Raw genomic sequence first — 23,577 nt, forward strand, 5'->3', positions numbered from 1 at the left:
GAGCGTCCATGGCCGACTGGTTGGCTGATGCCGTCCTGTACCAGATCTACCCGCAGAGCTTTGCGGACAGCAACGGAGACGGCATCGGCGACCTGAACGGTATCGAGTCCAAATTGGACTACCTGGCATGGCTCGGGGTGAACACGGTGTGGCTCAACCCATGCTTCGTCTCGCCCATGCGCGACGCCGGCTACGACGTGGCCGACTACTACGCGATCGACCCGCGCTACGGCACCCGCGACGACCTGGCCAAGCTCGTCGACTCGGCCGGCCGGCGCGGGATCCGCGTGCTGCTCGACCTGGTGGCCGGGCACACGTCCGACCAGCACCCGTGGTTCGTCCGGTCCGCCGACGACCCGAGCGACCACCGCTACATCTGGGCCGACCGGCAGGCGCCGGGCTTCCAGCCGTCGCCCGGCACCCGGCCGGGCTTCTACCTGCCGAACTTCTTCCCCGTGCAGCCGGCGCTCAACTTCGGCTACGCGCGGATGGACGACGCCGAGCCGTGGCGCCAGCCCGTGGACGCCGAGGGGCCCCGGGCGAACCGGCAGGCGCTGCGGGACATCATGGACCACTGGCTGCGCGCCGGGGTCGCCGGTTTCCGGGTGGACATGGCGTCGTCGCTGGTGAAGGACGACGCGGGCAAGACAGAGACGGCGAAGCTGTGGCATGAGCTGCGTGGGTGGCTCGACGCCGCGTACCCGCAGGCGGTGCTGCTCTCGGAGTGGGCGCAGCCGCAGGTGTCGGTGCCGGCCGGCTTCCACGCGGACTTCTTCCTGCACTTCGGTTCGAGCCAGGCCTTCCGCTCGCTGTTCCACAACGGCGCGGTCCACGACGACACGTGGCGCCCGCGCCCGTGTTACTTCGACGCCTCCGGCGCGGGGTCGATCTACGACTTCCTGGCCGAGTGGGCCACCGCGTCCACCGTGATCGACCACAGTGGACACATCATCCTGCCGTCGGCCAACCACGACTTCCCCCGGCTGGTCGCCGGCAGCCGCACCGCGGACCAGGCCCGCGCGGCGCTGGTGTTCCTGCTGACCTGGCAGACGTTGCCGGCGATCTACTACGGCGACGAGATCGGCATGCAGTACCAGCCGGGCCTGCCGGACTTCGAGGGCAGCGTGCTCGGCCCGCCCCGGGCAGGCTACAACCGGGCCGGTTCGCGCACCCCGATGCAGTGGGACGCAAGCGATCCGGACGTGACGTACCTGCCGCCGCACCCGTCCCCCGAGCGGCCCAACGTGGCCGACTCGCAAGCCGACCCGGACTCGCTGCTGAACCTGACCCGGGAGCTGATCAAGCTCCGCAAGGCGAACCCCGCGCTGGGTTCCCGCGGTGGCGTGGAGATCGTGAACCCGGGCTACCCGCTCGTCTACCGCCGCGGCGAGTTCACCGTGGCCGTGCACCCGGCAATGCGTCCGTCCACAGTGGACATCCCGGTGCCGGGCGAGCTGGTACTGGGCCGAGGCGCCACCCACGACAACGGCCTGCTGCGGATGGAGGGCTTCAGCTACGCCGTGTACCGCGCCTGACGCGCCACGGCGTCCGAGTCCCAGCCCAGTCCCAGCATCCGGGAAATCGGCTGGGAGCGGACCGTCCCGTACGTAGGGTCGACGGCAGGAACGGCGACAGGGGTGCGCGGATGGTGAGCTTGGCTGCGGCGACGGGGATCGCGCTGGTGGCGTTGGGGCTGGTGCTCACCCCGGGGCCCAACATGATCTACCTGGTCTCCCGGTCGATCACCCAAGGCCGACGCGCCGGTCTGGTGTCGCTCGTCGGCGTGGCGTGCGGGTTCTTCGTGTACCTGGCGGCGGCGACGGCCGGCCTCACCGCGGTCTTCCTGGTCGTGCCCGCCGCGTACACGGCGCTGAAGATCGGTGGCGCGGCGTACCTGCTGTACCTGGCGTGGCAGGCGGTCCGCCTCGGCGGGCGGTCGGCGTTCGAGCCCAAGGAGCTCACCGCGGACCGGCCGCGCAGGCTCTTCGCGATGGGGCTGGTCACGAACCTGCTGAACCCCAAGATCGCGGTGCTCTACATCGCGCTGCTGCCGCAGTTCATCGACCACGAGCGCGGCTCTGTCGCGCTGCAGAGCCTCACCCTCGGCGCGATCCAGATCGTCGTCGCGCTGGTTGTCAACGGGTTGATCGTGCTCGGCGCCGGCGCGCTGGCCCGCTTCCTCACGGCCCGGCCGCTGTGGTTGCGCATCCAGCGTTACGTGATGGGCGGCGTGCTCGGCGCGCTCGCGGTGCGGCTGGCGACCGACCGCTCGCCGGCACCGGCCTGAGCGGAGCGGACCCGTCCAGTGCCAGGCGGAGTCTCGAGCGGCCCGCTGGGCCCGCTGTCCCCGGGTGCTTGTCCCGGTCCGCGGCGACTAGGTCGTGTCTCGTGGGTCTTGGTCGATGGGATTCGTGATCCAGGTGGCTCCTGGCTAGGCGGCGGAAGGTCGCTCATACCGGGTTGTATTCGGGCCTTTCGACAACGCGGCCAGGGGGCAGCTGGGCGCGAATACCGCGATCCAAGATCCGCGAGACAATGGCCTAGTATCGGGCCGGATGTAAGCGCTTCCTGTATGCGCTTCCATTCGATCCAGGCAGTGCTGGACGACGTCGTACGCTCCCGCGCGCCGGGCCGAGAGGGACCATGGCGCGGGCGATGCTGCTCGGCGGGTTCCGGTTCGGGGCGGTGAACCTGCAGTCCGCTCTCGACCCGGCGACGCCGCCGGTGCTGGCGCTGGCGCTGGCGCTGGCGGGCACGACGCACCCGCCGGCCGCGGTTCAGTCCCTTGTGGACTACATGCGGGCCAGCGGACACCTGTTGCCGGCCGGGCGGGTGCCGGCACTGGACATGGCCCGCGGCCCGTGCCCGGTCCTGCGTGACGCGCTCGGCTGACCGCCACCGAGCACGGGCGGCCGCTGCTGGGCGGCGAGACGCTGTGGCTGCAGGGGCGGCGGGCGCTGATGCTGCCGCCCGACCTGACGCTCGGCGGCCTCGACGTGGCGTACGCGACGGCCGAGGCGGCGCACGTCGGCGAAGGCTCGGTGACGTTCCGCTCGCCCGCGCCGGAGTCGTTCGTGGCCGTGCGGGGCGAGGTGACCTGCACGGAGCCGGCCGTGGAGCTGGCGGCAGGACGGACTGACTGGCGTACTGGCCCGCGGGACCCGCGAGTTCACCGTGCGCCGAACCCGTGAGGGCTGACGACGGCGGCTCGGTTAGCGTGACGCTCATGTTCCAGACCGACACGGCGGCGTTCGTGCGCCGCTTCGCCGACGCGTGGGCCACCCCGACCGTCGACGGGCTCGTGGCGCTGGCCCACCCCGACGCGACGTTCACCCAGCCGCTTTACAGCACCGCGCGCGGCCACGACGGGCTGACGAACGTGCTGGACGAGCTGCTGTCGACGATCCCCGACCTGCGCGGCGAGGTCCTGAGCTGGGCCGCGGCCGACGACGAGACCGTGTTCGTGGAAGTGCGCCTCACCGGCACGTTCGGCCGCAAGCCCATCGAGTGGGTGACCGTCGACAAGATCGTCCTGCGGGACGGCCTGATCGCCTCCCGCACGGCGAACTTCGACGGCCTGCGCCTGCTCGGCTCCCTGGCCCGCCGCCCGCGCGGCTGGCCGGCGTGGCTACGCGCCAAGCTCGACCGCTGAGCTCGGCGCCACCCGGCCAGGAACGTCGCGATACGGTCGGCGGCGGTGTGCCATGCGGTCCCGAGGTCGGCCGCCACCTCCTCGACGTCGGCGGGACATTCGACGCCGCGCGCCTTCACCGCTGTCCACAGTGGAGCGTCCGGTTCGGCGACGGTCATGACAGGGCCCGCAGGTCGCGGCCGACGGTGTCGTCCGTCCGGACGTAGGTCTCGACGCCTTGCCGACCGGCCCGCGACAGGTCCGCGGGCCGGCCGACCCACTGGTCGGTGGTCCGCGCGACTCGGTCGACGCCGCCACCGCGGTAGCGGCCCATGAACGCCCGGCCCAGCTGCCCCTGGCCGAGGCTGCCCTCGAGCCAGGAGATCCTGGTGCGGGCGGTGCTGGTCGCGCGGCAGACGGGCTGCCGCACGCAGATCTCGCATCTGAGCTCGGTCGGGAACGCAACTGGGGCCGGGTGTCCGAGGTGCTCGCGATGCTGGACGGGGCGGACATCGGCACGGACATCGGGGTCGACATCTACCCCTACCTCGCCGGCAACGCGCCGCTGAGCCAGCTGCTGCCGGAATGGGTCACCGACGGCGGCCCGTCGGTGATTCCCGACCGGCTCGCAGATCCCGTTGTGCGGCAACGAATCGCGGCGGCGTGGGTCGACAACGCCGTGCCGTGGACGGAGATCACCGTCGCCGGCGGCGCCACCGACGTACTCGGCCGGACCATCGCGGAGCTCGCCACCGGCCGGGACGCGGTGGACGTGGCGCTGGACCTCATCGCCGCGCACGGCAACGCCGTCATCATGACCGCGGGCGGCCGCAGCCCGGACGACCTGCGCACGGTGCTGCACCACGACAGCTCCGTCGTCGCCTCGGACGGGCTCGCGCTCGACCCGGACGGTCCGACAGGTCAGGGTTTCCCGCACCCACGGTCGTTCGGCACCTTCCCCCGGGTACTCGCCGGAACCGGTGGACTGCCGCTGGCCACGGCCGTGCACAAGGCGACCTCGACCCCCGCGCGGCGGGTCGGGCTCACCGATCGGGGTGAGGTCCGACGCGGACAGATGGCGGATCTTGTCGTGTTGGACATGGAACGCCTTGCCGATCGCGCTACCTTTCTTCATCCGCGGCTGTTCCCCGCGGGCGTGGAGCACGTGCTCGTCGCCGGGACAATGGTGGTGGAGAACGGAAGCCACCCCGCTTCCCGGCCGGGCGACGTGGTGCGACGAGCCCCGACGAAGTGAGGATCGAGATGGCGACAAAGGCACGCGGAGCGCGCCCGACAAGGACCGAGGACCAGCTCGGGCCCAAGAGCGCGAACTACCACACGCACGCGCTGACCCGCGGCCTCGTGCTGCTGGACCTGCTCGCCTCGGTGCCGCCGCCGTTGACGCTCACCGGGATGCACGAGCACACCGGCCTGCCCAAGAGCACGCTGGTGCGGCTCCTCTCCGCGCTCACCGAGATGCGGTTCGTCGTACGGGTCGACGAGCGGCCCGCGTACCGGCTCGGGCACAAGGTGATGGCGCTCGCCGACGCATATGTGTCCAGTTTGGACCTGTCGGCGGCGGCCGGGACCTATCTGGACGCACTCAGCAAACAGACCCAGCAGACGTCCAACCTGGGCATGCTGGACGGCACCGAGGTCGTGCACGTGTGCGCACCCCCGACCGGCCGCTGCGCTTCGAGACCAGCCCCGGCGCGCGGGACAGCGCGCACTGCACGGGTCTGGGCAAGATGCTGCTCGCCGGCGTCGACCCCGAGCGGCTCACCGCGCACCTGCCGCCGGAGCCGTACCCGGCCCGCACCGACCGCACGATCACCACCCTCGACGAGATGACCAAGGAGATCCGGCGGACCGCGCGGCGCGGCCACGGCATCGACGACAACGAGGGCAGCACCGGGCTCAAGTGCGTCGCGGTGCCGATCACGGCCGGCGGGCAGATGCTCGCCGCGCTGTCGGTGTCCGGGCCGGCCGGCGAGTTCGGCCGGGAGAAGCAGAAGGAGTACCTGGAGCGGCTGCACGAGACCGCCGAGGCGCTCTCCGCCGACTACGACGTGGTGGCCGTGCTGCGCCGCATGCACGAGTCGATGAGCGAGTCACCCAACCGAAGGCCCTAGTCCTTGAGCACCTCGTGATCGACGTCCACACGCACTGCTTGCAGCACACCCATTGGGGCCCGGAGTGGGACGCTCACTGGGAGCCGGCCTACAAGCGGGAGTGGGTGGACGTCACCCCGGCCGACTTCGACCGGGCCATGCGCGACGGCGGCGTCGACCTGGCGTTCGTGTTCGGCATGCGGGCCACCGTGGCCGGGTCCGCACGCCCCACGAGTTCGTGGCGCGGTTCTGCGCCGACACGGCCACCCCGACCGTGGGCTTCATGTCGCTGGACCTGTCCGACCCGGACGTGCTCGACCAGCTGGCCGACGGGGTCGCGAACGATCTGCGCGGGATCAAGCTCTACCCGGTGCTGGCCGGCTTCGACCCGCGCGGCCCGGCGCACGACCCGTTCTTCGCCGAGGCCACCCGGCTGGGGCTCGTGGTGCTGTGGCACATGGGCGCGACCCCGAGCCCGGTCGGTGACCTGTCGCTGTCCAACCCGCTGCTGGTCGACGACGTGGCGCGGCGGCACCCCGGCCTCGTGCAGATCATCGCCCACCTCGGGCACCCGTGGCAGCGGGAGAGCATCGTGACGTGCCGGAAGAACCGGCGGGTGTTCACCGACGTGTCGGCGTCGTGGGCGCGGCCGCTGGACGGCTATCTGGCGCTGGTCCGGGCGCAGGAGTGGGACATAGCGGACAAGCTGCTGTTCGGATCGGACTATCCGATGTGGACGCCCAAGGAGGCGGCCGACGGGCTGCGTGCGCTGGCCGCCACGAACACGGGCCTACCGAGAGTGCACGAGTCGACACTGGACCGAATCCTGCACGGCGATCCTCTTGGCGACCTCGGCCTGGCGTAGACCATTCGGCCGAACACGTTGGTCCTTCCGGGCAACGGGTGTATCTAACTTTGCCCCGGGCTCTCAGTATCTGTAACAAGGTGTTAGGAAGTTCGATGAAACCCGACGGGGTCAGTCAGCATCCAACGAAGTGTCAGTGCCGAGTGCTACAACAGACTCGCAGGGGATCCGAGCAGTACTAACGAGGAACGACATGTCCACCGCCCGCACCACCGTGCCACCCATCGAGCCACCTTTCGAGGCACTGCCCGAAGGTCTGAACCACCGAGCCATCTCGATGCTCCGCGCGGTAGTCGCCGGGCGCGCGCAGATCAGCTGCAGCAGCGAGCCGGACCTGTTCATCGACAACGTTCCCTGCTGCGACCAGTACACGGCGCACACGCTCGCTCACGCCGGGTTGATCGAGCCCGCGACGACGGGCGGGGTCGGCCAGCTGGTGCCCGCCCGGCTCACCGCCGCGGGCGAAGCCGCGCTGGTTCCGGCCGCGGCCGCCGCTTAGTCCCGCTGGTCCTTGCGGATCGGGTGATCCGTCGGTATCTCCACGAGCACGATGCGTAACCCGTCGGGATCCTCGACCCACATCTCCAGCAGGCCCCACGGTTCCTCGCGCGCCTCCCTGACGATCGGTACGCCGCGTGCCTCCAGCGCACGCTCGGTGCCGGCCAGGTCGCGCACCTGCAGCCACAGAGCGGTGTCCTCGCTCGGCCCGGCGCTCCCCCGCCCGGACACCTCCAGCAGCCCGTTGCCGAGAAAGAACACGGTGCCGCCGGGGAACTCGCGGTGGATCGCGAGGCCGAGCGTGTCCCGGTAGAAGGCCACCGACCGCTCCGGATCTCGCGGGCGCACGATGACCCTGCTGCTGAGGATCTCCATCCGTCGAGAGTCTCACCTTCCGGGCGAGGCGGCCTCCGCTACCCGATGAGTCCTCGCCAGTGCGGCGAAGAACGCGAGCGGCTTGTCCAGCGCGGCGAGGTCGGGCGCGTCGGCGACCGGAGCAAGACCGGCCGTAGCTCGCGCAGCGCAAGGCGAGAGCCGGTCCGGATGGATGCCGGGTGCGTAGCCGCCCTTGCCAGGTGTCTTGCGGGTCCGGAATGTTGGACTCGCGGGTCCTGAGCGTTGGACTCGCGGGTCCTGAGCGTTGGACTCGCGGGGGGTCAGGCCACGAAGAGGTGTTCGGTGTCCTGGGGGCTGCCGGCGGTGCCGACGAAGTCGCCCTGCACGGTGTCCGCGCCGGCATCGCGCCACCAGTCGAGCTGGGCCTCGGTCTCGATGTCGCCCACGATGACCGGCGTGCCGGACTCGCGGACCAGCGGCACGAGCTGGCGGATCGACTTGACGAACAGGCTCTCCTCGCCCTGCCGGTCGACCCGGGACACGACCAGGCCGGACATCTTCACCGCGCTCACCGGCAGGTCCTCCAGGCACGCGAGGTCGCCCCGGGTGGTGCCGAACGCGTAGAGCACGACGCCGATGCCGAGGTCCTTCAGCACCTCGAGGTTGTCCTCGGCCAGCCCGTCGGTCATGCACAGCGCCTGCACCGGCATGCCGAGCCGCAACTGGTCGGGCGAGAGGCACGCGTCGGTGAGCACCGCCTGCACCGCCGACACCAGGTCCGGGTCGCCGGCCAGCTCCTTGGTGAGCTCGACGTACAGCTTCGGCAGTCCACCGTTGAACCGGTCGGTCCACGAGCGCAGCTGGTGGCAGGACTGGTTGAGCATCCACCGCCCGATGGGCAGCGACAGGCCGGTCTCGGCGAGCACCTCCAGGCACCGCTCGTGGTCGAGCCTGCCCTGCTCGGTGTGGTCCCAGCCCAGCAGCGCCTGCATCGCCACGATGCTCTTGTCCTTCAACGACACCAGCGGCTGGTACTCGATCCCGAAGTCGCCGTTCTCCCATGCCCCGGGCATCGAGCCGGCCAGCGCGAACCGCGACCGGTCCTGCTCGTTCTGCTCGACGTCGACCGTGCCCCACTGCCGCCGGCCCGTCTGCTTGAGCCGCTGCAGCGTGGTGTCCGTGGCCCGCAACAGCTCCGCGGGCGACGTGTCCGGCTTCGGCTTGTGCACCACGGCAATGGTCGCGGTGGTGGCGATGCCCTCGTCGTCGATGTAGACCGGCTCGGCGAGCTCGTCGTTGATCCGCACCGCCAGGCTCGCCGGCGACGGCGTGGTCGGCGAGTTCTCCAGCAGCACCCCGAACTCGTCACCGTCGAACCGGGCGATCGTGGCCGTCTCGCCCTCGAACACCTCACGCAGCCTGGTCGCGACGGTCTGCAGCAACCGGTCGCCGGCATCGCGGCCCAGGCCGTTGTTGATCGCGCGGAACCCGTCCAGGTCGAGGTGGAAGACGGTGATCTCCTCGACCTTGTTCTTGCCGCCCAGCGTCTCCTCGAGCCGGCCCATGAACCGGTGCCGGTTCACCAGCCCGGTGAGGACGTCGTGGATGGCCTGGAACTGCAACTGCCCCTCGAGGAAGTGCTTGTCCGACACGTCCTCCGCGGACGTCACGTAGTAGGTCGGGGTGCCGTCCGGGGCGCGCAGCACCGACGCGGACAGGAAGACCAGCGCCTCCTCACCGTCCGCGCGCAGAAGTCTTCGCCGCTCGCGGAACGGCAGCGAGTCCTCGTCCAGCAGCACCTGGTAGCGCAGCCGCAGGTAGTCCGCGTCGTCCGGGTGGAAGATCTCCTCCAGCCGGAGCGCGCTCACCTTTCCCCGCCGGTGCGCCAGAATCTCCGCCAACGCACGGTTGCTCCGGATCAGCCCGCCGTCGAGGTCGCTGATCGCCATGCCCACCGACGACGTCGAGAAGATCTCCTCGAACTTCGCCTCGCTGTCCGACAGCGCGCGCTCGGCGTTCTCCCTGGCCCGGATCAGCGCGCGGGTCAACCCCTCCTGCTCGTCGAACAGCCGCCGGCGCATACCCTCACTGAATCCGCGCGCCATCGCGCCGAACACGTGCACGAGCTTGTCGGTCGCCTTGTCGACGCCGTTCAGCTCTGATAAGTGAGGCATTCCCTCGCCCAGTACGTTGACCGAACCCTCGACACATTCGGAGCTGGTCACCCCCAGCTCCACCAAGCCTTCCGCGATAGCCGCCGCCGGCTCGGCCGTGAACGGTTCCGCCCGCACGACAACGATGAGGCTCTCGAGCGCGCCCGAGAGCGCGCGCTCGATCTCATCCCTCGACCGCGCAATGTAGATGACCCGAGCCAATGCTCTCGCCCACTCAGCGACCAGCTCAGATCGATCCACCGGAGCCATCCATAGGCCAAGTCATCCGAGTTCGTCCTTCTCCGGTGAGCCGCGCGTTGACGGTACCAGCGACAACGTCGCGGGCTCTGCACCCAAACGGGGGCTCGGTTCTGCAACTTGCACATACCCTAGGTGTTCAGCGCTGGGCCGAACGGGTGAAACACGTTGGGTTATTAACTCCGCGGGGTCTGTTGCCGGCCGTGATCACTGGAACGACCCGGAATTCTGCAACACATCAACGATGTGTTCCGGGCGCACGGGCACCCGGGACAGCGCTATCCCCGTGGCCGCGCGGATCGCGGCGACGATGGCCGGCGTCGAGGACAGCGTGGGCGGCTCGCCGACCCCGCGCAGCCCGTACGGCGCGTGCGGATCGGCCCGCTCGAGCACGTCGATGGGCATCGGCGGCATGTCCAGCACGGTGGGGATCAGGTAGTCGGTGAACGAGGGGTTGCGCACCACCCCGTCGACCACCTGGATCTCCTCCATCACCGCGAGCCCGAGACCTTGCGCGGAGCCGCCCTGGATCTGGCCGAGGACCGCGTCGGGGTTCATCGCCTTGCCGACGTCCTGGGCGCAGGCCAGCTCGACGACCCGCACGAGGCCGAGCTCGATGTCCACGTCGACCACCGCCCGGTGCGCGGCGAACGCGTACTGGACGTGCGCGAACCCCTTGCCGGTCAACGGGTCGAGCGGCTCGGTGGGCCGGTGCCGCCACTCCGCGGTCCGCTCGACCGCCTCCTCGCCGAGCACCTCGGCCAGGTCGGCGAGCACCTCGTGGGTGGCCGACACGAGCTTGCCGCCGGCGAGGCCAGCGGCGGCCGCGCCGAACCGCGCCAGCACCGCCGAGCGCACCTGCTCGCACGCGGCCTTGACCGCACCGCCGGTGACGTAGCTCTGCCGGGACGCCGAGCTGGACCCGGCGCTGCCGACGCTGGTGTCCGATGGCTGGATGACCACCCGCTGGACGCCGAGCTCGGTGCGCGCGATCTGGGCCTGGAGGGTGACCAGGCCCTGGCCGACCTCGGCGGCCGCGGTGTGCACCATGACGACCGGCTCGCCGCCGATCACCTCGAGCCGCACACGTGCCGTCGAGTAGTCGTCGAACCCTTCGGAGAAGCCGACGTTCTTGATGCCGACGCCGTAGCCGACGCCACGCACCACGCCCTCGCCGTGCGTCGTGTTGGACACCCCGCCGGGCAGCTCGCGCAGGTCCCTTGGCGCGGCGGGCTCGGGCGGCATCGGCTTGGCCCGCACCAGCTCCAGCAGCTCCGCGACCGGCGCGGCCGAGTCGACCACCTGGCCGGTCGGCATGACCGAGCCCTGCTCGACGGCGTTGCGGATCCGGACGTCGACCGGGTCCATGCCGAGTGCCTCGGCGAGCTTGTCCAGCTGTGACTCGTAGGCGAAGCAGGCCTGCACCGCGCCGAAGCCGCGCATCGCGCCGCACGGCGGGTTGTTGGTGTAGACGCCGTAGCAGTCGACGTGCACGTTGGGCACCGTGTACGGGCCGGCGCCGAGGGTGGCCGCGTTGCCGGTGACCGCGGCCGTGGTCGACGCGTACGCGCCACCGTCGAGGACGATCTCGGCGCGCACGTAGACCAGGTCGCCGTCCCGGGTGGCGCCGTGCTCGTAGCGCAGCACCGCGGGGTGGCGGTGCACGTGCCCGAAGAACGACTCCTCGCGGCCGTAGACGATCTTCACGGGCTTGCCGGTGCGCCGCGCGAGCATGCACGCGTGGACCTGCATCGACAGGTCCTCGCGGGCGCCGAACGCGCCGCCGACGCCGGCGAGGTGCAGCCGCACCTTCTCGGTGGGCAGGCCGAGCGCGCGGGCGAGTTGGCGTTGGTCGGCGTGCAGCCACTGGGTGGCGATGTAGAGGTCGACGCCGCCGTCCTCGGCGGGGACGGCCATGCCCGACTCGGGGCCGAGGAAGGCCTGGTCCTGCATGCCGACCGTGTACTCGCCGGTCACGACGACGTCGGCGGTCGGGTCGGGGTCGCCGAAGCGGATCCTGGCGTGCCGGACGATGTTGCCGTACGGGTGGGTGGGGTGCAGCACCGGCGCGTCGGCCCGCATCGCGGCCTCGGCGTCGGTGACCGGCTGGAGCACCTCGTAGTCGACCCGGACCCGGTCGGCGGCGCGGCGTGCCGTCTCCGGGTGGTCGGCGGCGACGATCGCGACCGGCTCGCCCTGGTAGCGCACGACGGTCTCGGCGAGCACCGGCTGGTCGAGGTGCTCGAGGCCGTAGAGGTTCTCGCCGGGCACGTCCTCGTGGGTGAGCACGGCGTAGACGCCGGGCACGGCGAGCGCGGCGCCGATGTCGATGCCGCGGATGCGGGCGTGCGGGTGCGGGCTGCGCAGCGTCGCGCCCCACAGCATGTCCTCGTGCCACAGGTCGGAGGAGAAGGCGAACTCGCCCTTGACCTTGAGCGTCCCGTCCGGCCGCAGCGGACTGTCCCCGACCGTGCCGGTGACAGCCGCCGTCTGCGTGTCAGTCCTGCTCATGACGCCCCCTGCTCAACCCGCGAGTCCGACATCCGAGGCGCCCACCGACGCCGCGCACCTGCTCCGAACCACCCTGCCCGGCCCACCGCCAACGTTGGACTCGCGGGTCCGGAACGTTGGACTCGCGGGTCATCTCGTCACCTTTGCCAGCAGGTGCTCGCTCGCCGAGCGGAGCGCGGCCGCGGCGTCCACCTCGGACACCGTGCGGCAGATGCCGTCCTCCACCACGGGGTCGCCGCCGGCGAGCAGCAGCGCGATCCTGGGCAGCGCGCCGAACACGAGCGCGGCCACGGGATCGGCGATGCCGGCGTGCTCGACGCCGTCCAGCCGCCACACCGCGAGGTCGGCGAGCTTGCCCGGCTCGAGCGAGCCCAGCTCGTCCTGCCGGCCGAGGCAGCGCGCGCCGCCCATCGTCGCCAGCCGCAACGCGTCCCGGGCGGACAGCGCCGCCGGGCCACCACGCAGCCGGGCGAGGTAGGTCGCCTGGCGCAGCTCGACGCCGAGCCCACCGTCCTCATTGGACGCAGCACCGTCGACGCCGAGGCCCACCGGCACGTCGGCGGCCACCAGGTCGGCGATCCGCGCGGTGCCGGCGCCGAGCCGGGCGTTGGAGGTGGGGCAGTGCGCGACGCCGGTGCCGGTGGCGGCGAGCCGGGCCACCGCGCCGTCGGACAGGTGGATGCCGTGCGCCAGCCAGACGTCGCCGCCGAGCCAGCCCGTGCGGTCGGCGTACTCCACCGGCGTGCAGCCGAGCTCGGCCAGGCACCGCGCTTCCTCGTCGAGGGTCTCCGCGAGGTGGGTGTGCAGCCGAACCCCCTTGTCCCGAGCCAGCTCCGCGGCGCCGGACATCAGCTCGGGGCTCACCGAGAACGGCGAGCACGGGCCGACCGCGACGCGCACGAACGACTCGGGCGCGGGGTCGTGGTAGCGGTCGATGGCCGCCGCGGTGCCGGCGAGCGCCTCGTCCAGGTCCTCGACGACGGAGTCCGGCGGCAGCCCGCCGTGGGACCGGCCGCGGTCCATCGAGCCGCGCACCGCGTGCAGCCGCACCCCGACCTGCCCGGCCGCGTCGACCACCGACGCGAGCAGGTCACCGCCGCCGCGCGGGTAGACGTAGTGGTGGTCCGCGGCGGTGGTGCAGCCGGTCTTCGCGAGCCGCACCAGCCCGGCGACCGCGGCGCTGTGGGTGATCTTGTCGTCGATGCCGGCCCACACCGGGTACAGCTCGGTGAGCCACTCGAAGAGCGTCGACTGCTGGGCGAGCCCGCGGGTCGCCCACTGGTAGAGGTGGTGGTGGGTGTTCACCAGGCCGGGCGTGACGAGGCAACCGGTGCCGTCGACGCGCCGGTCGGCCGGGCCGTCCGGGGCCGGGCCCGCGCCGACCGCCTCGACCAGCCCGTCGGACACCACGACGTGACCGGTGCCGTGCTCGGTGCCGGCCGCGTCGACGGTGGCGATCGCGGCGCCCTCGATGACGATCCTCATGCCCGCTCCCCTGCCGCCAGCCGGACGGCGTCCAGGATCTTCTCGTACCCGGTGCAGCGGCACAGGTTCCCGGCGAGTGCCTCGCGGATCTCCGCGTCGCTCGCGTTCGGGTTGCGATGCACCAGGTCGTGCGCGGCGACGACGAGCCCCGGCGTGCAGAAGCCGCACTGCACGGCGCCGGTGCGCACGAACGCCTCCTGCACCGGGTCGAGCTCCTCCCCTGCCCCTTCGCCACTGCCGAGGCCCTCGACCGTGCGCACCGCACGGCCCTCGGCCTGGCCGGCGGCGACGAGGCACGCGCACACCAGCGTGCCGTCGAGATACACCGTGCAGGAGCCGCACTCCCCCTGCTCGCAGGCGTTCTTCGAGCCGGGCAGGCCGAGCCGCTCGCGGAGCACATAGAGCAGGCTCTCGCCGGGCCACACGTCGTCGGCGGTCCTGGCCTCGCCGTTGATGTTCATGTTGACGCGCATCACGACCACCCTCCTCGGTCCTGCCAGGCCCAGCCCAACGTGCGGCGGGCCAGCACGGACAGCGCGTGCCGCCGGTAGGCCGCGCTGCCGCGCACGTCGTCGATCGGGCGCGCGGCGGCCGCGACGAGCTCGCCGAACTCCCTGGCCATCTCGTCCAGCACCGGGCCGGTGCCGTCCCACGGCAGGGTCTCGGCCGCGTAGTCCTCGGCGGCCTCGGCACGCAGCGGCGTCGGGCCTGCCGAGCCGATGCCGGTGCCCACCTTCCTCGCCCGGAGGTCCAGCGACAGCCCGAAGGAGCAGACCGCGATGACCATCGCGTTGCGGGTGCCGACCTTGGCGAACTGCTGCGGCCCCGCGGCCTTCGGCACGGTCACCGCGGTGATCAGCTCGTCGGCCTCGAGCGCGGATCGCTTGGGGCCGTGGAAGAACTCGATGACCGGGACGGTTCGGGCGCCCCTGGTGGACGCGACCTCGACCGTCGCGCCCTGGGCCAGCAGCGGCGGGTGCGCGTCGCCCGCGGGTGAGGCGGAGCCGAGGTTGCCGCCGACCGTGCCGCGGTTGCGGATCTGCGGCGAGCCGACCGTGCGGGACGCCATCGCGAGGCCCGGCAGCGTGTCACCCAGCTCGGTGACGATGCGGGCGTAGGGCACCGCCGCGCCGAGCCGGATCCGGCCGGTCACCCCGGTCCACCGGGTCAGCTCGGCGACGCCGCCGAGGTCGAGCAGCGCGGGCGGGCGGCGCTTGTCGAAGTTGAGCTCGACCATGATGTCGGTGCCGCCGGCGATCGGGACCGCGTCGGGCGTCTCGGCCTTCATGGCGAGCGCCTCGTCGAGCGTCGCGGGTCTCAGGAAGTCCATGTCACCACCAGGCCAGCCCGGGCTCCGGCGCGTCCTCGCGCAGCACGGTGCCCTCGATCAGGCCGTAGGGCCGGTCGGCGGCGAAGAACACCTCACCGGGGTTGTCCAGCTCGAACGGGCTGAGGTCGACGAGGAAGTGGTGCTTGTTGGGCAGCGCGAGGCGGACCTCGACCAGCTCGTCGCGGTGTCGCAGCACGCGCTCGCCCATGGCGTGCAGGGTCTGCTGCAGGGACAGCGAGTGGGTGTCGGCGAAGGCCTCGAGCAGGTGCCGGCTCGCCTCGCGGTAGGACTCGGCCCAGTCGCCGGTCGCGGCGTGCCGCCAGCGTGCGGACACGGCGGTGGCCAGGATGCGGTCCGTGGCCTCGGGCAGTGTCGTGTAGCGGTCGCGGTGGAAGCCGTGGAACTCCGAGCCGGTGGTGTTGAGCACGGTCAGGTCGGCGACCCCGGAGACGACCCACGCCTGCGTTCCGTCATAGGTGACGGTCGCCGTCCGGGTGCCGGCGGCCCGCACGAACGAGTGATGCGTGGGCTGCCCGTCGGCCTGGATGCGGTCCCACCGGTACCGCTCGATGCTCACCCTGGCCTTGCTGATCGTCGGCGTGGTGTCGACGAAGTGCCTGGCCAGCCGCAGACCGAAGTCCTCGATCTCGCCGACGCCGGCGCGGGCGAACGCGTACACCGTGTTCTTCTGCGTGTCGGTCGGGAGGACGCCGCTGTTGTCGCCGGTCAGGTGGGTGGCGGCGAGGTCGCCGGCGAGCGAGGTGCTGACGTTGAGATCGGTGATCGAATGGTGGTCATCGCCGCGGTCCACCCGGACGAGGCGCGTCTCGGCCTTGCCGTACTGGTTGGGCCCGAGCCGGATCTCCATCTCAACTCCCCCGGTATGTCGAGTAGCCGAACGGGCTGAGCAGCAACGGAACGTGATAGTGCTCGGCCGGGTCGGCGACCCGGAAGGCGACGACGACCTCCGGGTAGAACGCGTCCGGCCCGAGGTAGTCGCCGGTGCCGAAGACGAGCCGGTAGACGCCGGCGGCCTCGACGCCCCAGCTGGCGACGCGCCCGTCGGCGTCGGTGCAGCCGTCGACGATCACCTGCCAGCCGCCCTCGCCGCGGGCTTCGAGCCGGACGGGCACGTCGCAGGCCGGCCGGCCCACGGTCGTATCGAGAACATGCGTAGACAAGCTCACCGGTCCGCCTCCCCGCAATTCAACGTGTTGGTCGCGTTGGGCAGTGAGCGTTCGGCCCGGTCACGTACTGGTGGCTGGCTTACGTCACGTTCCCCTGAGGTGACGGTTGCCGAGGTTGACAGAAGGTGTCTCACGGCACCACCTCACCCGCTTCGTGGTGCCGGAACGCCTTCTCCAGTCGCAGGTCCACGATCTTGTTCAGCTCCACGCGCACCACTCCCCGTTCGGTGTCGGGATCGTTGCCGAACCGCTCACGCAGAGCGAGCAGCATCGCGTCGGCGGACATCCCCGTCGCGCGGATCAGGAAAACGTGCCCGAACCGCTCCTCATAAGCAATGTTCCCGGCGGCGAGATCTTACTGCGTCTCCCGCGTGCTGCCGACCGCACCCGCCTGCTCGGCACGCGACCACGACGCATCGCGCCCCTCGCCCGCGGCGCGCTCGCCGATCCGCGGGTGCGCGGCGAGCGCCCGCAGGATGTCGTCCCAACCCAACTCGTCGATGACGGTCCCGGAGACGATCCGTAACCGCGCGAGGTCGGGATAGGGCCGCCGGGCGAGTATCTCGTCGACCCACCGCCGCGACGCGCAGCAGGCGAGCAGGTCCCGCTCGGCCACCGCGGCCTCGGCGAGGTTGAGCCGGTCGAGCGCCGTTACTTCGGGCATCTCCAAAACCTTACTGACCCGATCGCCCGGCCGCCCCCTCCGTTAGTCGCCGCTCACGCTGGGTCGCCTACTCGATCACGGCCAGGGCGTCGATCTCCACCAGGAAGCCGGCGGGCAGGCCGACGTAGACCGTGGTGCGGGCCGGGAAGGGGGTGGGCACGATCTCGCCGTAGGTGGCGTTCAGCTCGGCGAAGTGGGCCGTGTCGGTGAGGTAGACGCGGAACATCACCACGTCGTCGAAGGTGGCGCCGCCGGCCTTCAGCACGGCCTAGACGTTGGCCAGGACCTGCCGGGTCTGCTCGGCCACCGTCGAGCCGACGATCCCGCCCGTCACCGGGTCCATCGCGACCTGGCCGGCCACCTGCAGGATGTTGCCCTTCCGGATGCCGTGCGACAGCGGCACGGGCGGGGTGGCAGCGCCCTCGGGGTGGATCGCGATCTTCGCCATGGAACTCAGCTCTCCCTCGAAAGGTTCGACACCGACCAGCCGCACTCGGCGGACGCCGTCTCGGCCGCGGCCAGCAGCAGCGGCACCAGCTTCAGCAACCCTTCCAGATCCAACAGCACCTGCGGCACCGACAGCGAGAGTGCGGCCAGCACCACACCCCGTGGCCCGCGCACCGGCGCCGCGACGCAGTGGATGAACTCCTCGTGCTCGGCGTTGTCGATCGCGTACCCGCGCTCGGCGACCCGGGCCAGCTCGGCCAGCAGCGCGCGCCGGCTGGTGAGCGTGTTCGCGGTGAACCTCGGGTACTCCAGGTCGGCGGTGACCCGCGCCCGCTCCTGCGCCGGCAGCGCCGCCAGCAGGACCTTCGCGACGGCCGTGCAGTGCAGCGGGGCGCGCCAGCCGATGCGCGAGTACATCCGGACGTTGTGCCGGCTCTCGTACTTGTCGATGTAGACCACCTCGCCGTCCTCGAGGGACGCCAGGTGCACGGTGTGCCCGGTGGCCACGTTGAGGTCGCGCGCCGCCGGCTCGACGCTGCGCCGCACGTCGCGCTCGTCCAGCGCGCGGTATGCCAGCTCGAACAGCGCCGTGCCCAGCCGGTAGTACCGCACCTCGCTGCGCTGCACGAACCGGTGCGACTCGAGCGTGCGCAGCAGCCGCAGCACGGTGGACTTGTGCACACCGACCCGCTCGGCGAGCTGGTCGAGGTTCTTCGGCCCCACCGCCAGCTCGTCCAGCAGCACCAACGCACGGTCCAGGCTCTGGCTCATGACACCCCCTCGCCCGCTTCGTGGTGCCGGAACGCTCCGCAGGCTCCGCTACGCCGGCACCCTCCGCAGGCTCGGCGGCATCCTGAATGTCGATGATTCGCTCCGCAAGCTCCGCTCATGAGATGTGCGCCGCCGCCCACTCCGACTCGTCGGCGTCCAGCAGCAGCGACACGATGTCGGGAAGCAGTGGCGGGCCCACGTCGTCGTGGGTGCGCAGCACGGCCGCGGCCCGGAGGTGGCCGGACCGCAGCCGGCGCACCGGCGGCGCGGCGGCGAGCGTGGCCGCGAGGTAGCCGGCGGCGAAGGCGTCCCCCGCGCCGACCGGCTCGACCACGTCCACCCGCAGCGCCGGCTGGAACACCTCGGCGCGGTCGGTGCCGGTGGCCGGGTCGCGCTCGATGAGCGTGGCACCCCGCTCTGCCTGCTTGACCACGAGCGTCGCCGGCTCCGGCAGCAGCGCACGGATGGCCGCCGGCCCGCCGACGCCCCACATCGCCTCCGCCTCGTCCGCGCCCACCAGCACGATGTCGGCGAGCGCCGCCAGCTCGCGGAGCACCGCCGGGTCGCGGTCGGCCCACAACCGGGGCCGCCAGTTCACGTCGAAGGACAGCAGGTGGGTCCGGGGCGCGGCCAGCAGCGCGCGCATCAGTGCCAGGCAGCTGTCCGACAGCGCCGCGGTGATCCCGCTGGTGTGCACCAGCCGCACGCCGCCGAGCGGCAGGGTCGCCAGCAGCGACGGGCCCATCCCGGACGCCGCCGAGCCGCGCCGGTAGTAGCGCACCGGACTGCCCGACGCGTCGGACTCCTTGATGTACAAGCCGGTCGGCCGGTCCTGGTCGACCAGCACCCCGGACACGTCGACCCCGTGCGCGGCCACGAACGACACGACGGCCCGGCCGAACGCGTCGTCGCCCACCGCCGACACCCATGCCGACGACCGCCCGAGGCCGGCCAGGTGACAGGCCACATTGGACTCCGCGCCGCCGACGGTGCGGGTCCAGGTGCGGACCTCGGCCGGCGGTCCGGGCTCGGCCGGCACGAACAGCGCCATGGACTCGCCGAGGCACAGCACGTCCACGGGTCCCACGATCGACCGTCCCTTCCGGACACCTGCGTTGACTGGTCGGGCACGAGGATGCTACACAACACTGCGGCACATAGCGCAACAGTCGTTGCACATGACGCAATGGCATCACGCACGGGAGCTGAGTCGATGGTGCAGGCCGGGCGCATCGACCGCGAGGCGGTCGCGGCGATCCTCGAGGAACGAGTCGACTGGCGTTTCAAGGGAATGCCGGCTCGGGCATCCGGAATGTCCATCGCCGAGGCACGCGCGGCCGGGTTGAGCCTGTTCCGCGACGGCTTCCTGCCACCGGTGGTCGTGCTGGACGCCGAGGCGCTCGAGCACAACCTCACCGCGATGGCGCACTGGTGCGCCGGGCACGGGTTCGCGCACGCGCCGCACGGCAAGACCACGATGGCGCCGCAGCTGTACGCGAAGCAGTTCGACCACGGCGCGTGGGGCCAGACCGCGGCCAACGCCAGCCAGCTGCGCGTCTGCCGGGCGTTCGGGGTCAGCCCGGTCATGCTCGCGAACGAGCTCGTCGACCCGGCCGCGCTGGCCTGGCTCGCCACCGAGCTCGACCGGGACCCGGCGTTCGAGTTCTCCTGCTGGGTCGACTCCGTGCGCGGTGTCGCGCTGATGACCGAGGCGCTCCGCGGCGCCACCCGGCCCGTCGACGTACTGGTCGAGGTCGGCATACCGGACGGGCGGTCCGGGGTGCGGGACCGGGCGGCGGCGCTCGAGGTCGCGGAGGCCGTGGTCGCCAGCCCGGCGCTGCGGCTGGTCGGGGTCGGCGGCTACGAGGGCTCGGTGTCGAGCGAGTCCTCGCCCGACGCGCTCGGCGCGGTGGCCGGCTACCTCGCCGGGCTGCGCGCGCTCACCCTCGACCTCGCCGAGCGCGGGCACCTCGACGGCGTCGAGCGGGTGCTCGTGACGGCCGGCGGCAGCGCCTACTTCGACCAGGTGGCCGAGGTGTTCGGCGAGCCGTGGCCGGCCGGGCTCCCGGTGCTGCCGGTGCTGCGCAGCGGCGCGTACGTCACGCACGACTCGGGTTTCTACGACCGGCTCTCGCCGCTGGGCGCGCACCCGCGGATCACCGGCGCGCCACCGCTGCGGCCGGCGCTGCGCGCGTGGGCGCAGGTGACCTCGCACCCGGAGCCGGGGCTGGCGCTGCTCACCGCGGGCAAACGGGACATGCCCTACGACATCGACCTGCCGATCCCCCAGCTGCTGCGGCGCGACGGTGCCGTTCAGCCCGTCGGCGGGAAGGTGACCGCGCTCAACGACCAGCACGCGTTCCTGCGCTACGACACGCCGGTCGAGGTCGGCGACTGGGTGGGCCTCGGCCTGTCCCACCCGTGCACGACGTTCGACAAGTGGCCGCTGCTCCCGGTGACCGGCCAGGACGGCGAGACCGTCGTCGACCTGATCCGCACCTACTTCTGATGCCAGGTCTCGTCTTCCGCGACGCGACGGTGGTCGACGGCACCGGCGCCGCGGGGTACCGCGCGGACGTTCGAGTCCAGGATGGACGGATCGCCGCGATCGGGCCCGGTCTGGGCGGCGACCGGGTGGTGGACGCCGCCGGGCTGGCGCTCGCGCCCGGGTTCATCGACATGCACGCGCACTCCGACCTGCAGATCCTCGCGCGGCCGGACCACATGGCGAAGGTGTCCCAGGGCGTCACGCTGGAGGTGCTCGGCCAGGACGGGCTGTCCTACGCGCCGGTCGACGACTCCACTGTGGACGCGCTGCGCGCGCAGCTGGCCGGCTGGAACGACGACCCGCCCGGGTTCGCCTGGGACTGGCGCACGGTCGGCGAGTACCTCGACCGGCTCGACGCCGGGATCGCCTGCAACGCCGCATACCTGCTGCCGCAGGGGACGATCCGGATGCTGGCGGTGGGCTGGTCGGACCGGCCGGCGACCGGGCCGGAGCTGGACCGGATGCGCGCGCTGGTGGCCGCGGGGCTCGCCGAGGGCGCGCTCGGCATGTCGTCCGGGCTCACGTACACGCCGGGCATGTACGCCTCGACCGACGAGCTGGTGGCGCTGTGCGAGGTGGTGGCCGCGAGTGGCGGGTACTACAGCCCGCACCACCGCAGCTACGGCTCGGGCGCGCTGGAGGCGTACGCGGAGATGGTCGAGGTGTCCCGGCGGTCCGGCTGCCCACTGCACCTCGCGCACGCGACGATGAACTTCCCGGTCAACGCCGGCCGCGCCGCTTCGCTGCTCGCGTTGTTGGACGAGGCGATCGCGGACGGCGTCGACATCTCCCTCGACACCTACCCGTACCTGCCCGGCGCGACGTACCTGTCGGCGCTGCTGCCGAGCTGGGCCGCGGACGGCGGCCCGGACGCGACCATCGCTCGGCTGTCCGATGTGGACATCCGGGAGCGGATCCGGGTGGACCTGGAGGAACGCGGCTCGGACGGCTGCCACGGGGTGCCGGTGGACTGGGCGTCGATCGAGATCAACGGCGTCCGGCTGGCGGCCAACGCGGACCTGGTCGGCCGCAGCGTGGCCGAGTCCGCTCGCCGCGCGGGCCGACCGCCCGCGGATCTGTACTTCGACGTACTGGTCGCCGAAAGGCTCGGCACCTCGTGCCTGATGCACGTCGGCGACGAGGACAACGTCCGGGCGATCATGCGCCACCCCGCGCACACGGGCGGGAGCGACGCTCTGCTGGTCGGCGAGCGGCCGCATCCGCGCGCCTGGGGGACGTTCCCGCGCTACCTGGGCCACTACGTGCGCGAGCTCGGCGTGCTGAGCCTCGAGGAATGCGTGGCACACCTGACCGGCCGGGCGGCCCGCCGGCTGCGCCTGCCCGACCGGGGCCTCGTGCGCGAGGGCTACGCGGCGGACCTGGTCCTGTTCGACCCGTCGACCGTGGCCGACACGGCGACCTTCGACGAGCCGCGCCAGGCCGCGACCGGGATCCCGTACGTGCTGGTCAACGGCGTCCCGGTGATCGACGACGGCCGGCACACCGGAGCGCTGGCCGGACACTCCATCCGCAACTCTCGTCGAGGAGCATGATCGTGGACCTGCTGGCCGAGCTGACCGCCCGTCGCGCGCTGTGCATCATCCGCGCCCCGGCCATCCCCGACCCGGCGGGCCTGGCCGCGACCCTGGTCGACGCGGGCCTGCCGATCGTCGAGTTCGCCCTGACCACCCCGGACGCCCCGAGACTGATCGAGCGAGCGTCCACAGTAGAGGGTCTGATCCTGGGCGCGGGCACCGTACTGACCGACCAGGACGCCCGCGACGCGATCTCGGCCGGCGCCACGTTCCTGCTGACACCCGGCTTGCGCCCTTCGGTGGCCGAAGAAGCCCGCCGCCAGAACGTACCGCTGATCCTGGGCGCGATGACCCCCACCGAGGTGGCGACGGCGATGGACCTGGGCGCGGCCGCGGTGAAGGTCTTCCCCGCCGCCCGCCTGGGCCCGGCCTACTTCGGCGACCTGCACGGCCCGTACCCGGACATCCCGCTGGTCGCGACCGGCGGGATCACCACGGCCAACGCCGCGGACTTCCTTGCCGGCGGCGCCTTGGCGGTGACCGCGGGCAGCGGCGTGGTCGGTCCGGCCCTGGCCGCGGAGTCCCGCCTGGCGGAGATAGCCGAGCGGGCAAAGGAGTTCGTCGCCGCCGTGGCCGCCACAGCGTGACGCGCCGGCGAGCCGGCGTCTGGATAGTCGACCGCGGTACTCGTCGCAAAGGATGCGCCACGAAAGATGAGCGTTCAGGTTGGTCACGGCACAGTGCACGTCGCCTATCACACGTTCTGGCTGAGCGAGCGGGTCTGCCCGACGCCGGTGCCGGGCGCGCGCCCGACGAACGGGCTGGTTTTCACCTCAGCCCGGCGCGGTCGAAGTCTGGGCCGGAACCCACACCGGTGACGTCACGGTCACCGTCGAGGCACGCGACAGCGCGCGGTCCGAGGACGACGTTGCTGGCTGGGACGACGTGGTCGAGACCGACGTCGAATGTCTGCCCGATGACCTGCTCGTGACCAGCTTCTTCGCGCATCCCTCTGTGCCAAGATCAAAGTGAGGCAAGAACTGCCCAGCCTCAGTCCCGCCGGCAATGGGCTTTACCGCATACGGTCCTACGTGCGAGGCCGCGACTCGGGCGAGTCGTATGACCTCCGAGCTCCGGCCGAGGCGCACGAATAGCCGAGCGGGCAAAGGATGTGCCGGTGGTGCCAGCGGCCAGAAGGGTGGTGGTGCTGGTTCGGGGTGGGTGGGTTCGGGGTGGGTGAGGGGTTC

General features: G+C 71.9%; 24 protein-coding genes and 2 pseudogenes. 13 read left to right on the plus strand and 13 right to left on the minus strand.

Going from position 1 to position 23,577, the window contains the following annotated elements; all coding sequences use genetic code 11:
- Nucleotides 1-8 precede the first annotated feature (8 nt).
- The 5 genes from GEV28_RS05680 to GEV28_RS05700 all read left to right on the plus strand — a co-directional run bounded on the left by GEV28_RS05680 (nucleotide 9) and on the right by GEV28_RS05700 (nucleotide 3,652).
- The gene (locus tag GEV28_RS05680; protein ID WP_291409300.1) at nucleotides 9-1,535 is read left to right on the plus strand and encodes an alpha-amylase family glycosyl hydrolase; all 1,527 of its coding nucleotides are present in this window, start codon (nucleotides 9-11) and stop codon (nucleotides 1,533-1,535) included.
- Between the two features lie 110 nt (nucleotides 1,536-1,645).
- Complete coding sequence (locus tag GEV28_RS05685; protein ID WP_291409302.1) at nucleotides 1,646-2,287, plus strand: LysE family translocator; 642 nt, start codon at nucleotides 1,646-1,648, stop codon at nucleotides 2,285-2,287.
- Between the two features lie 356 nt (nucleotides 2,288-2,643).
- On the plus strand, nucleotides 2,644-2,892 hold the full coding sequence (locus GEV28_RS05690; protein WP_291409304.1) for a hypothetical protein: 249 nt from the start codon (nucleotides 2,644-2,646) through the stop codon (nucleotides 2,890-2,892).
- 68 nt (nucleotides 2,893-2,960) lie between these two features.
- Nucleotides 2,961-3,191 (plus strand): hypothetical protein, encoded by a 231-nt coding sequence (locus GEV28_RS05695; RefSeq protein WP_291409306.1) that lies wholly within the window; start codon nucleotides 2,961-2,963, stop codon nucleotides 3,189-3,191.
- A 35-nt stretch (nucleotides 3,192-3,226) separates the two neighbouring features.
- The gene (locus GEV28_RS05700) at nucleotides 3,227-3,652 is read left to right on the plus strand and encodes a nuclear transport factor 2 family protein (RefSeq protein WP_291409307.1); all 426 of its coding nucleotides are present in this window, start codon (nucleotides 3,227-3,229) and stop codon (nucleotides 3,650-3,652) included.
- Nucleotides 3,653-3,806: 154 nt separating this feature from the next.
- Here GEV28_RS05700 and GEV28_RS05705 read toward each other — a convergent pair whose 3' ends face one another.
- Nucleotides 3,807-4,061 carry a hypothetical protein gene (locus GEV28_RS05705; RefSeq protein WP_291409309.1) on the minus strand — a complete coding sequence of 85 codons (255 nt, stop codon included), beginning with the start codon at nucleotides 4,059-4,061 and terminating at the stop codon, nucleotides 3,807-3,809.
- A 63-nt stretch (nucleotides 4,062-4,124) separates the two neighbouring features.
- Here GEV28_RS05705 and GEV28_RS05710 point away from each other — a divergent pair, with 63 nt between their 5' ends.
- The 5 genes from GEV28_RS05710 to GEV28_RS05730 all read left to right on the plus strand — a co-directional run bounded on the left by GEV28_RS05710 (nucleotide 4,125) and on the right by GEV28_RS05730 (nucleotide 7,106).
- The gene (locus tag GEV28_RS05710; protein WP_291409312.1) at nucleotides 4,125-4,886 is read left to right on the plus strand and encodes an amidohydrolase family protein; all 762 of its coding nucleotides are present in this window, start codon (nucleotides 4,125-4,127) and stop codon (nucleotides 4,884-4,886) included.
- Between the two features lie 8 nt (nucleotides 4,887-4,894).
- Entirely contained in the window at nucleotides 4,895-5,482 is a 588-nt protein-coding gene (locus tag GEV28_RS05715) for a helix-turn-helix domain-containing protein (RefSeq protein ID WP_291409314.1), read from the plus strand.
- On the plus strand, nucleotides 5,380-5,763 hold the full coding sequence (locus tag GEV28_RS05720; RefSeq protein ID WP_291409316.1) for an IclR family transcriptional regulator C-terminal domain-containing protein: 384 nt from the start codon (nucleotides 5,380-5,382) through the stop codon (nucleotides 5,761-5,763). Before GEV28_RS05715 ends, GEV28_RS05720 begins: the two co-directional genes overlap by 103 nt.
- 100 nt (nucleotides 5,764-5,863) lie before the next feature.
- Nucleotides 5,864-6,607 carry an amidohydrolase family protein gene (locus tag GEV28_RS05725; protein WP_291409318.1) on the plus strand — a complete coding sequence of 248 codons (744 nt, stop codon included), beginning with the start codon at nucleotides 5,864-5,866 and terminating at the stop codon, nucleotides 6,605-6,607.
- 277 nt (nucleotides 6,608-6,884) lie between these two features.
- Nucleotides 6,885-7,106 (plus strand): hypothetical protein, encoded by a 222-nt coding sequence (locus GEV28_RS05730; protein ID WP_291409350.1) that lies wholly within the window; start codon nucleotides 6,885-6,887, stop codon nucleotides 7,104-7,106.
- Here the strand turns inward: GEV28_RS05730 and GEV28_RS05735 are convergent.
- From GEV28_RS05735 to GEV28_RS05790, 12 genes and pseudogenes are all read right to left on the minus strand, one after another.
- On the minus strand, nucleotides 7,103-7,480 hold the full coding sequence (locus GEV28_RS05735; RefSeq protein ID WP_291409320.1) for a VOC family protein: 378 nt from the start codon (nucleotides 7,478-7,480) through the stop codon (nucleotides 7,103-7,105). The two genes, GEV28_RS05730 and GEV28_RS05735, sit on opposite strands and share 4 nt — an antisense overlap.
- A 281-nt stretch (nucleotides 7,481-7,761) precedes the next feature.
- On the minus strand, nucleotides 7,762-9,666 hold the full coding sequence (locus tag GEV28_RS05740; protein WP_291409322.1) for an EAL domain-containing protein: 1,905 nt from the start codon (nucleotides 9,664-9,666) through the stop codon (nucleotides 7,762-7,764).
- A 393-nt stretch (nucleotides 9,667-10,059) separates the two neighbouring features.
- The gene (gene pucD / locus GEV28_RS05745) at nucleotides 10,060-12,363 is read right to left on the minus strand and encodes a xanthine dehydrogenase subunit D (RefSeq protein WP_291409324.1); all 2,304 of its coding nucleotides are present in this window, start codon (nucleotides 12,361-12,363) and stop codon (nucleotides 10,060-10,062) included.
- Between the two features lie 129 nt (nucleotides 12,364-12,492).
- Nucleotides 12,493-13,848, minus strand: coding sequence for an 8-oxoguanine deaminase (locus GEV28_RS05750; protein ID WP_291409326.1), 1,356 nt, complete (start codon nucleotides 13,846-13,848; stop codon nucleotides 12,493-12,495).
- Nucleotides 13,845-14,321 carry a (2Fe-2S)-binding protein gene (locus GEV28_RS05755; protein ID WP_291409352.1) on the minus strand — a complete coding sequence of 159 codons (477 nt, stop codon included), beginning with the start codon at nucleotides 14,319-14,321 and terminating at the stop codon, nucleotides 13,845-13,847. Before GEV28_RS05755 ends, GEV28_RS05750 begins: the two co-directional genes overlap by 4 nt.
- Nucleotides 14,321-15,178, minus strand: coding sequence for an FAD binding domain-containing protein (locus GEV28_RS05760; RefSeq protein WP_291409328.1), 858 nt, complete (start codon nucleotides 15,176-15,178; stop codon nucleotides 14,321-14,323). Before GEV28_RS05760 ends, GEV28_RS05755 begins: the two co-directional genes overlap by 1 nt.
- Before the next feature lies 1 nt (nucleotide 15,179).
- A complete protein-coding gene (gene pucL / locus GEV28_RS05765) occupies nucleotides 15,180-16,046 on the minus strand; it encodes a factor-independent urate hydroxylase (RefSeq protein WP_291409330.1) in 867 nt (288 codons plus the stop codon).
- Between the two features lies 1 nt (nucleotide 16,047).
- The gene (gene uraH, locus GEV28_RS05770) at nucleotides 16,048-16,365 is read right to left on the minus strand and encodes a hydroxyisourate hydrolase (protein WP_291409331.1); all 318 of its coding nucleotides are present in this window, start codon (nucleotides 16,363-16,365) and stop codon (nucleotides 16,048-16,050) included.
- Nucleotides 16,366-16,495: 130 nt separating this feature from the next.
- Nucleotides 16,496-17,029: pseudogene (uraD, locus tag GEV28_RS05775) on the minus strand (2-oxo-4-hydroxy-4-carboxy-5-ureidoimidazoline decarboxylase).
- 67 nt (nucleotides 17,030-17,096) lie between these two features.
- Nucleotides 17,097-17,477 (minus strand): annotated as a pseudogene (locus GEV28_RS05780) (RidA family protein).
- A 5-nt stretch (nucleotides 17,478-17,482) separates the two neighbouring features.
- Entirely contained in the window at nucleotides 17,483-18,247 is a 765-nt protein-coding gene (locus GEV28_RS05785) for an IclR family transcriptional regulator (protein WP_291409333.1), read from the minus strand.
- Between the two features lie 115 nt (nucleotides 18,248-18,362).
- Nucleotides 18,363-19,298, minus strand: coding sequence for a sugar kinase (locus GEV28_RS05790; protein WP_291409354.1), 936 nt, complete (start codon nucleotides 19,296-19,298; stop codon nucleotides 18,363-18,365).
- A gap of 162 nt (nucleotides 19,299-19,460) precedes the next feature.
- On the opposite strand from GEV28_RS05790, the gene GEV28_RS05795 reads away from it, so the two are divergent.
- The 3 genes from GEV28_RS05795 to GEV28_RS05805 are packed head-to-tail and all read left to right on the plus strand — an operon-like array spanning nucleotide 19,461 to nucleotide 22,977.
- Nucleotides 19,461-20,756, plus strand: coding sequence for an amino acid deaminase (locus GEV28_RS05795; RefSeq protein WP_291409335.1), 1,296 nt, complete (start codon nucleotides 19,461-19,463; stop codon nucleotides 20,754-20,756).
- Nucleotides 20,756-22,348, plus strand: a complete 1,593-nt coding sequence (locus GEV28_RS05800) for an amidohydrolase family protein (protein ID WP_291409337.1) — start codon at nucleotides 20,756-20,758, stop codon at nucleotides 22,346-22,348. The genes GEV28_RS05795 and GEV28_RS05800 overlap by 1 nt, the downstream gene beginning before the upstream one ends.
- A 2-nt stretch (nucleotides 22,349-22,350) precedes the next feature.
- Nucleotides 22,351-22,977: a bifunctional 4-hydroxy-2-oxoglutarate aldolase/2-dehydro-3-deoxy-phosphogluconate aldolase gene (locus GEV28_RS05805; RefSeq protein ID WP_291409339.1), complete on the plus strand. Its 627-nt coding sequence runs from the start codon at nucleotides 22,351-22,353 to the stop codon at nucleotides 22,975-22,977.
- The last annotated feature ends 600 nt before the right edge of the window (nucleotides 22,978-23,577 follow it).

Source organism: Actinophytocola sp., assembly GCF_009379765.1.
Lineage (GTDB): Bacteria > Actinomycetota > Actinomycetes > Mycobacteriales > Pseudonocardiaceae > Actinophytocola.

Excerpts from the sequence above, each read along its gene's own strand:
- GEV28_RS05795 (WP_291409335.1), top strand. The coding sequence starts at position 19,461 with ATGGTGCAGGCCGGGCGCATCGACCGCGAGGCGGTCGCGGCGATCCTC.
- GEV28_RS05790 (WP_291409354.1), bottom strand. The coding sequence starts at position 19,298 with ATGGCGCTGTTCGTGCCGGCCGAGCCCGGACCGCCGGCCGAGGTCCGC.
- GEV28_RS05760 (WP_291409328.1), bottom strand. The coding sequence starts at position 15,178 with ATGGACTTCCTGAGACCCGCGACGCTCGACGAGGCGCTCGCCATGAAG.
- GEV28_RS05750 (WP_291409326.1), bottom strand. The coding sequence starts at position 13,848 with ATGAGGATCGTCATCGAGGGCGCCGCGATCGCCACCGTCGACGCGGCC.
- GEV28_RS05800 (WP_291409337.1), top strand. The coding sequence starts at position 20,756 with ATGCCAGGTCTCGTCTTCCGCGACGCGACGGTGGTCGACGGCACCGGC.
- GEV28_RS05690 (WP_291409304.1), top strand. The coding sequence starts at position 2,644 with ATGGCGCGGGCGATGCTGCTCGGCGGGTTCCGGTTCGGGGCGGTGAAC.
- GEV28_RS05720 (WP_291409316.1), top strand. The coding sequence starts at position 5,380 with ATGCTGCTCGCCGGCGTCGACCCCGAGCGGCTCACCGCGCACCTGCCG.
- GEV28_RS05755 (WP_291409352.1), bottom strand. The coding sequence starts at position 14,321 with ATGCGCGTCAACATGAACATCAACGGCGAGGCCAGGACCGCCGACGAC.
- pucL (WP_291409330.1), bottom strand. The coding sequence starts at position 16,046 with ATGGAGATCCGGCTCGGGCCCAACCAGTACGGCAAGGCCGAGACGCGC.
- GEV28_RS05785 (WP_291409333.1), bottom strand. The coding sequence starts at position 18,247 with ATGAGCCAGAGCCTGGACCGTGCGTTGGTGCTGCTGGACGAGCTGGCG.
- pucD (WP_291409324.1), bottom strand. The coding sequence starts at position 12,363 with ATGAGCAGGACTGACACGCAGACGGCGGCTGTCACCGGCACGGTCGGG.
- GEV28_RS05715 (WP_291409314.1), top strand. The coding sequence starts at position 4,895 with ATGGCGACAAAGGCACGCGGAGCGCGCCCGACAAGGACCGAGGACCAG.
- GEV28_RS05735 (WP_291409320.1), bottom strand. The coding sequence starts at position 7,480 with ATGGAGATCCTCAGCAGCAGGGTCATCGTGCGCCCGCGAGATCCGGAG.
- GEV28_RS05710 (WP_291409312.1), top strand. The coding sequence starts at position 4,125 with ATGCTGGACGGGGCGGACATCGGCACGGACATCGGGGTCGACATCTAC.
- GEV28_RS05685 (WP_291409302.1), top strand. The coding sequence starts at position 1,646 with ATGGTGAGCTTGGCTGCGGCGACGGGGATCGCGCTGGTGGCGTTGGGG.
- GEV28_RS05700 (WP_291409307.1), top strand. The coding sequence starts at position 3,227 with ATGTTCCAGACCGACACGGCGGCGTTCGTGCGCCGCTTCGCCGACGCG.
- GEV28_RS05680 (WP_291409300.1), top strand. The coding sequence starts at position 9 with ATGGCCGACTGGTTGGCTGATGCCGTCCTGTACCAGATCTACCCGCAG.
- GEV28_RS05695 (WP_291409306.1), top strand. The coding sequence starts at position 2,961 with ATGCTGCCGCCCGACCTGACGCTCGGCGGCCTCGACGTGGCGTACGCG.
- GEV28_RS05730 (WP_291409350.1), top strand. The coding sequence starts at position 6,885 with ATGCTCCGCGCGGTAGTCGCCGGGCGCGCGCAGATCAGCTGCAGCAGC.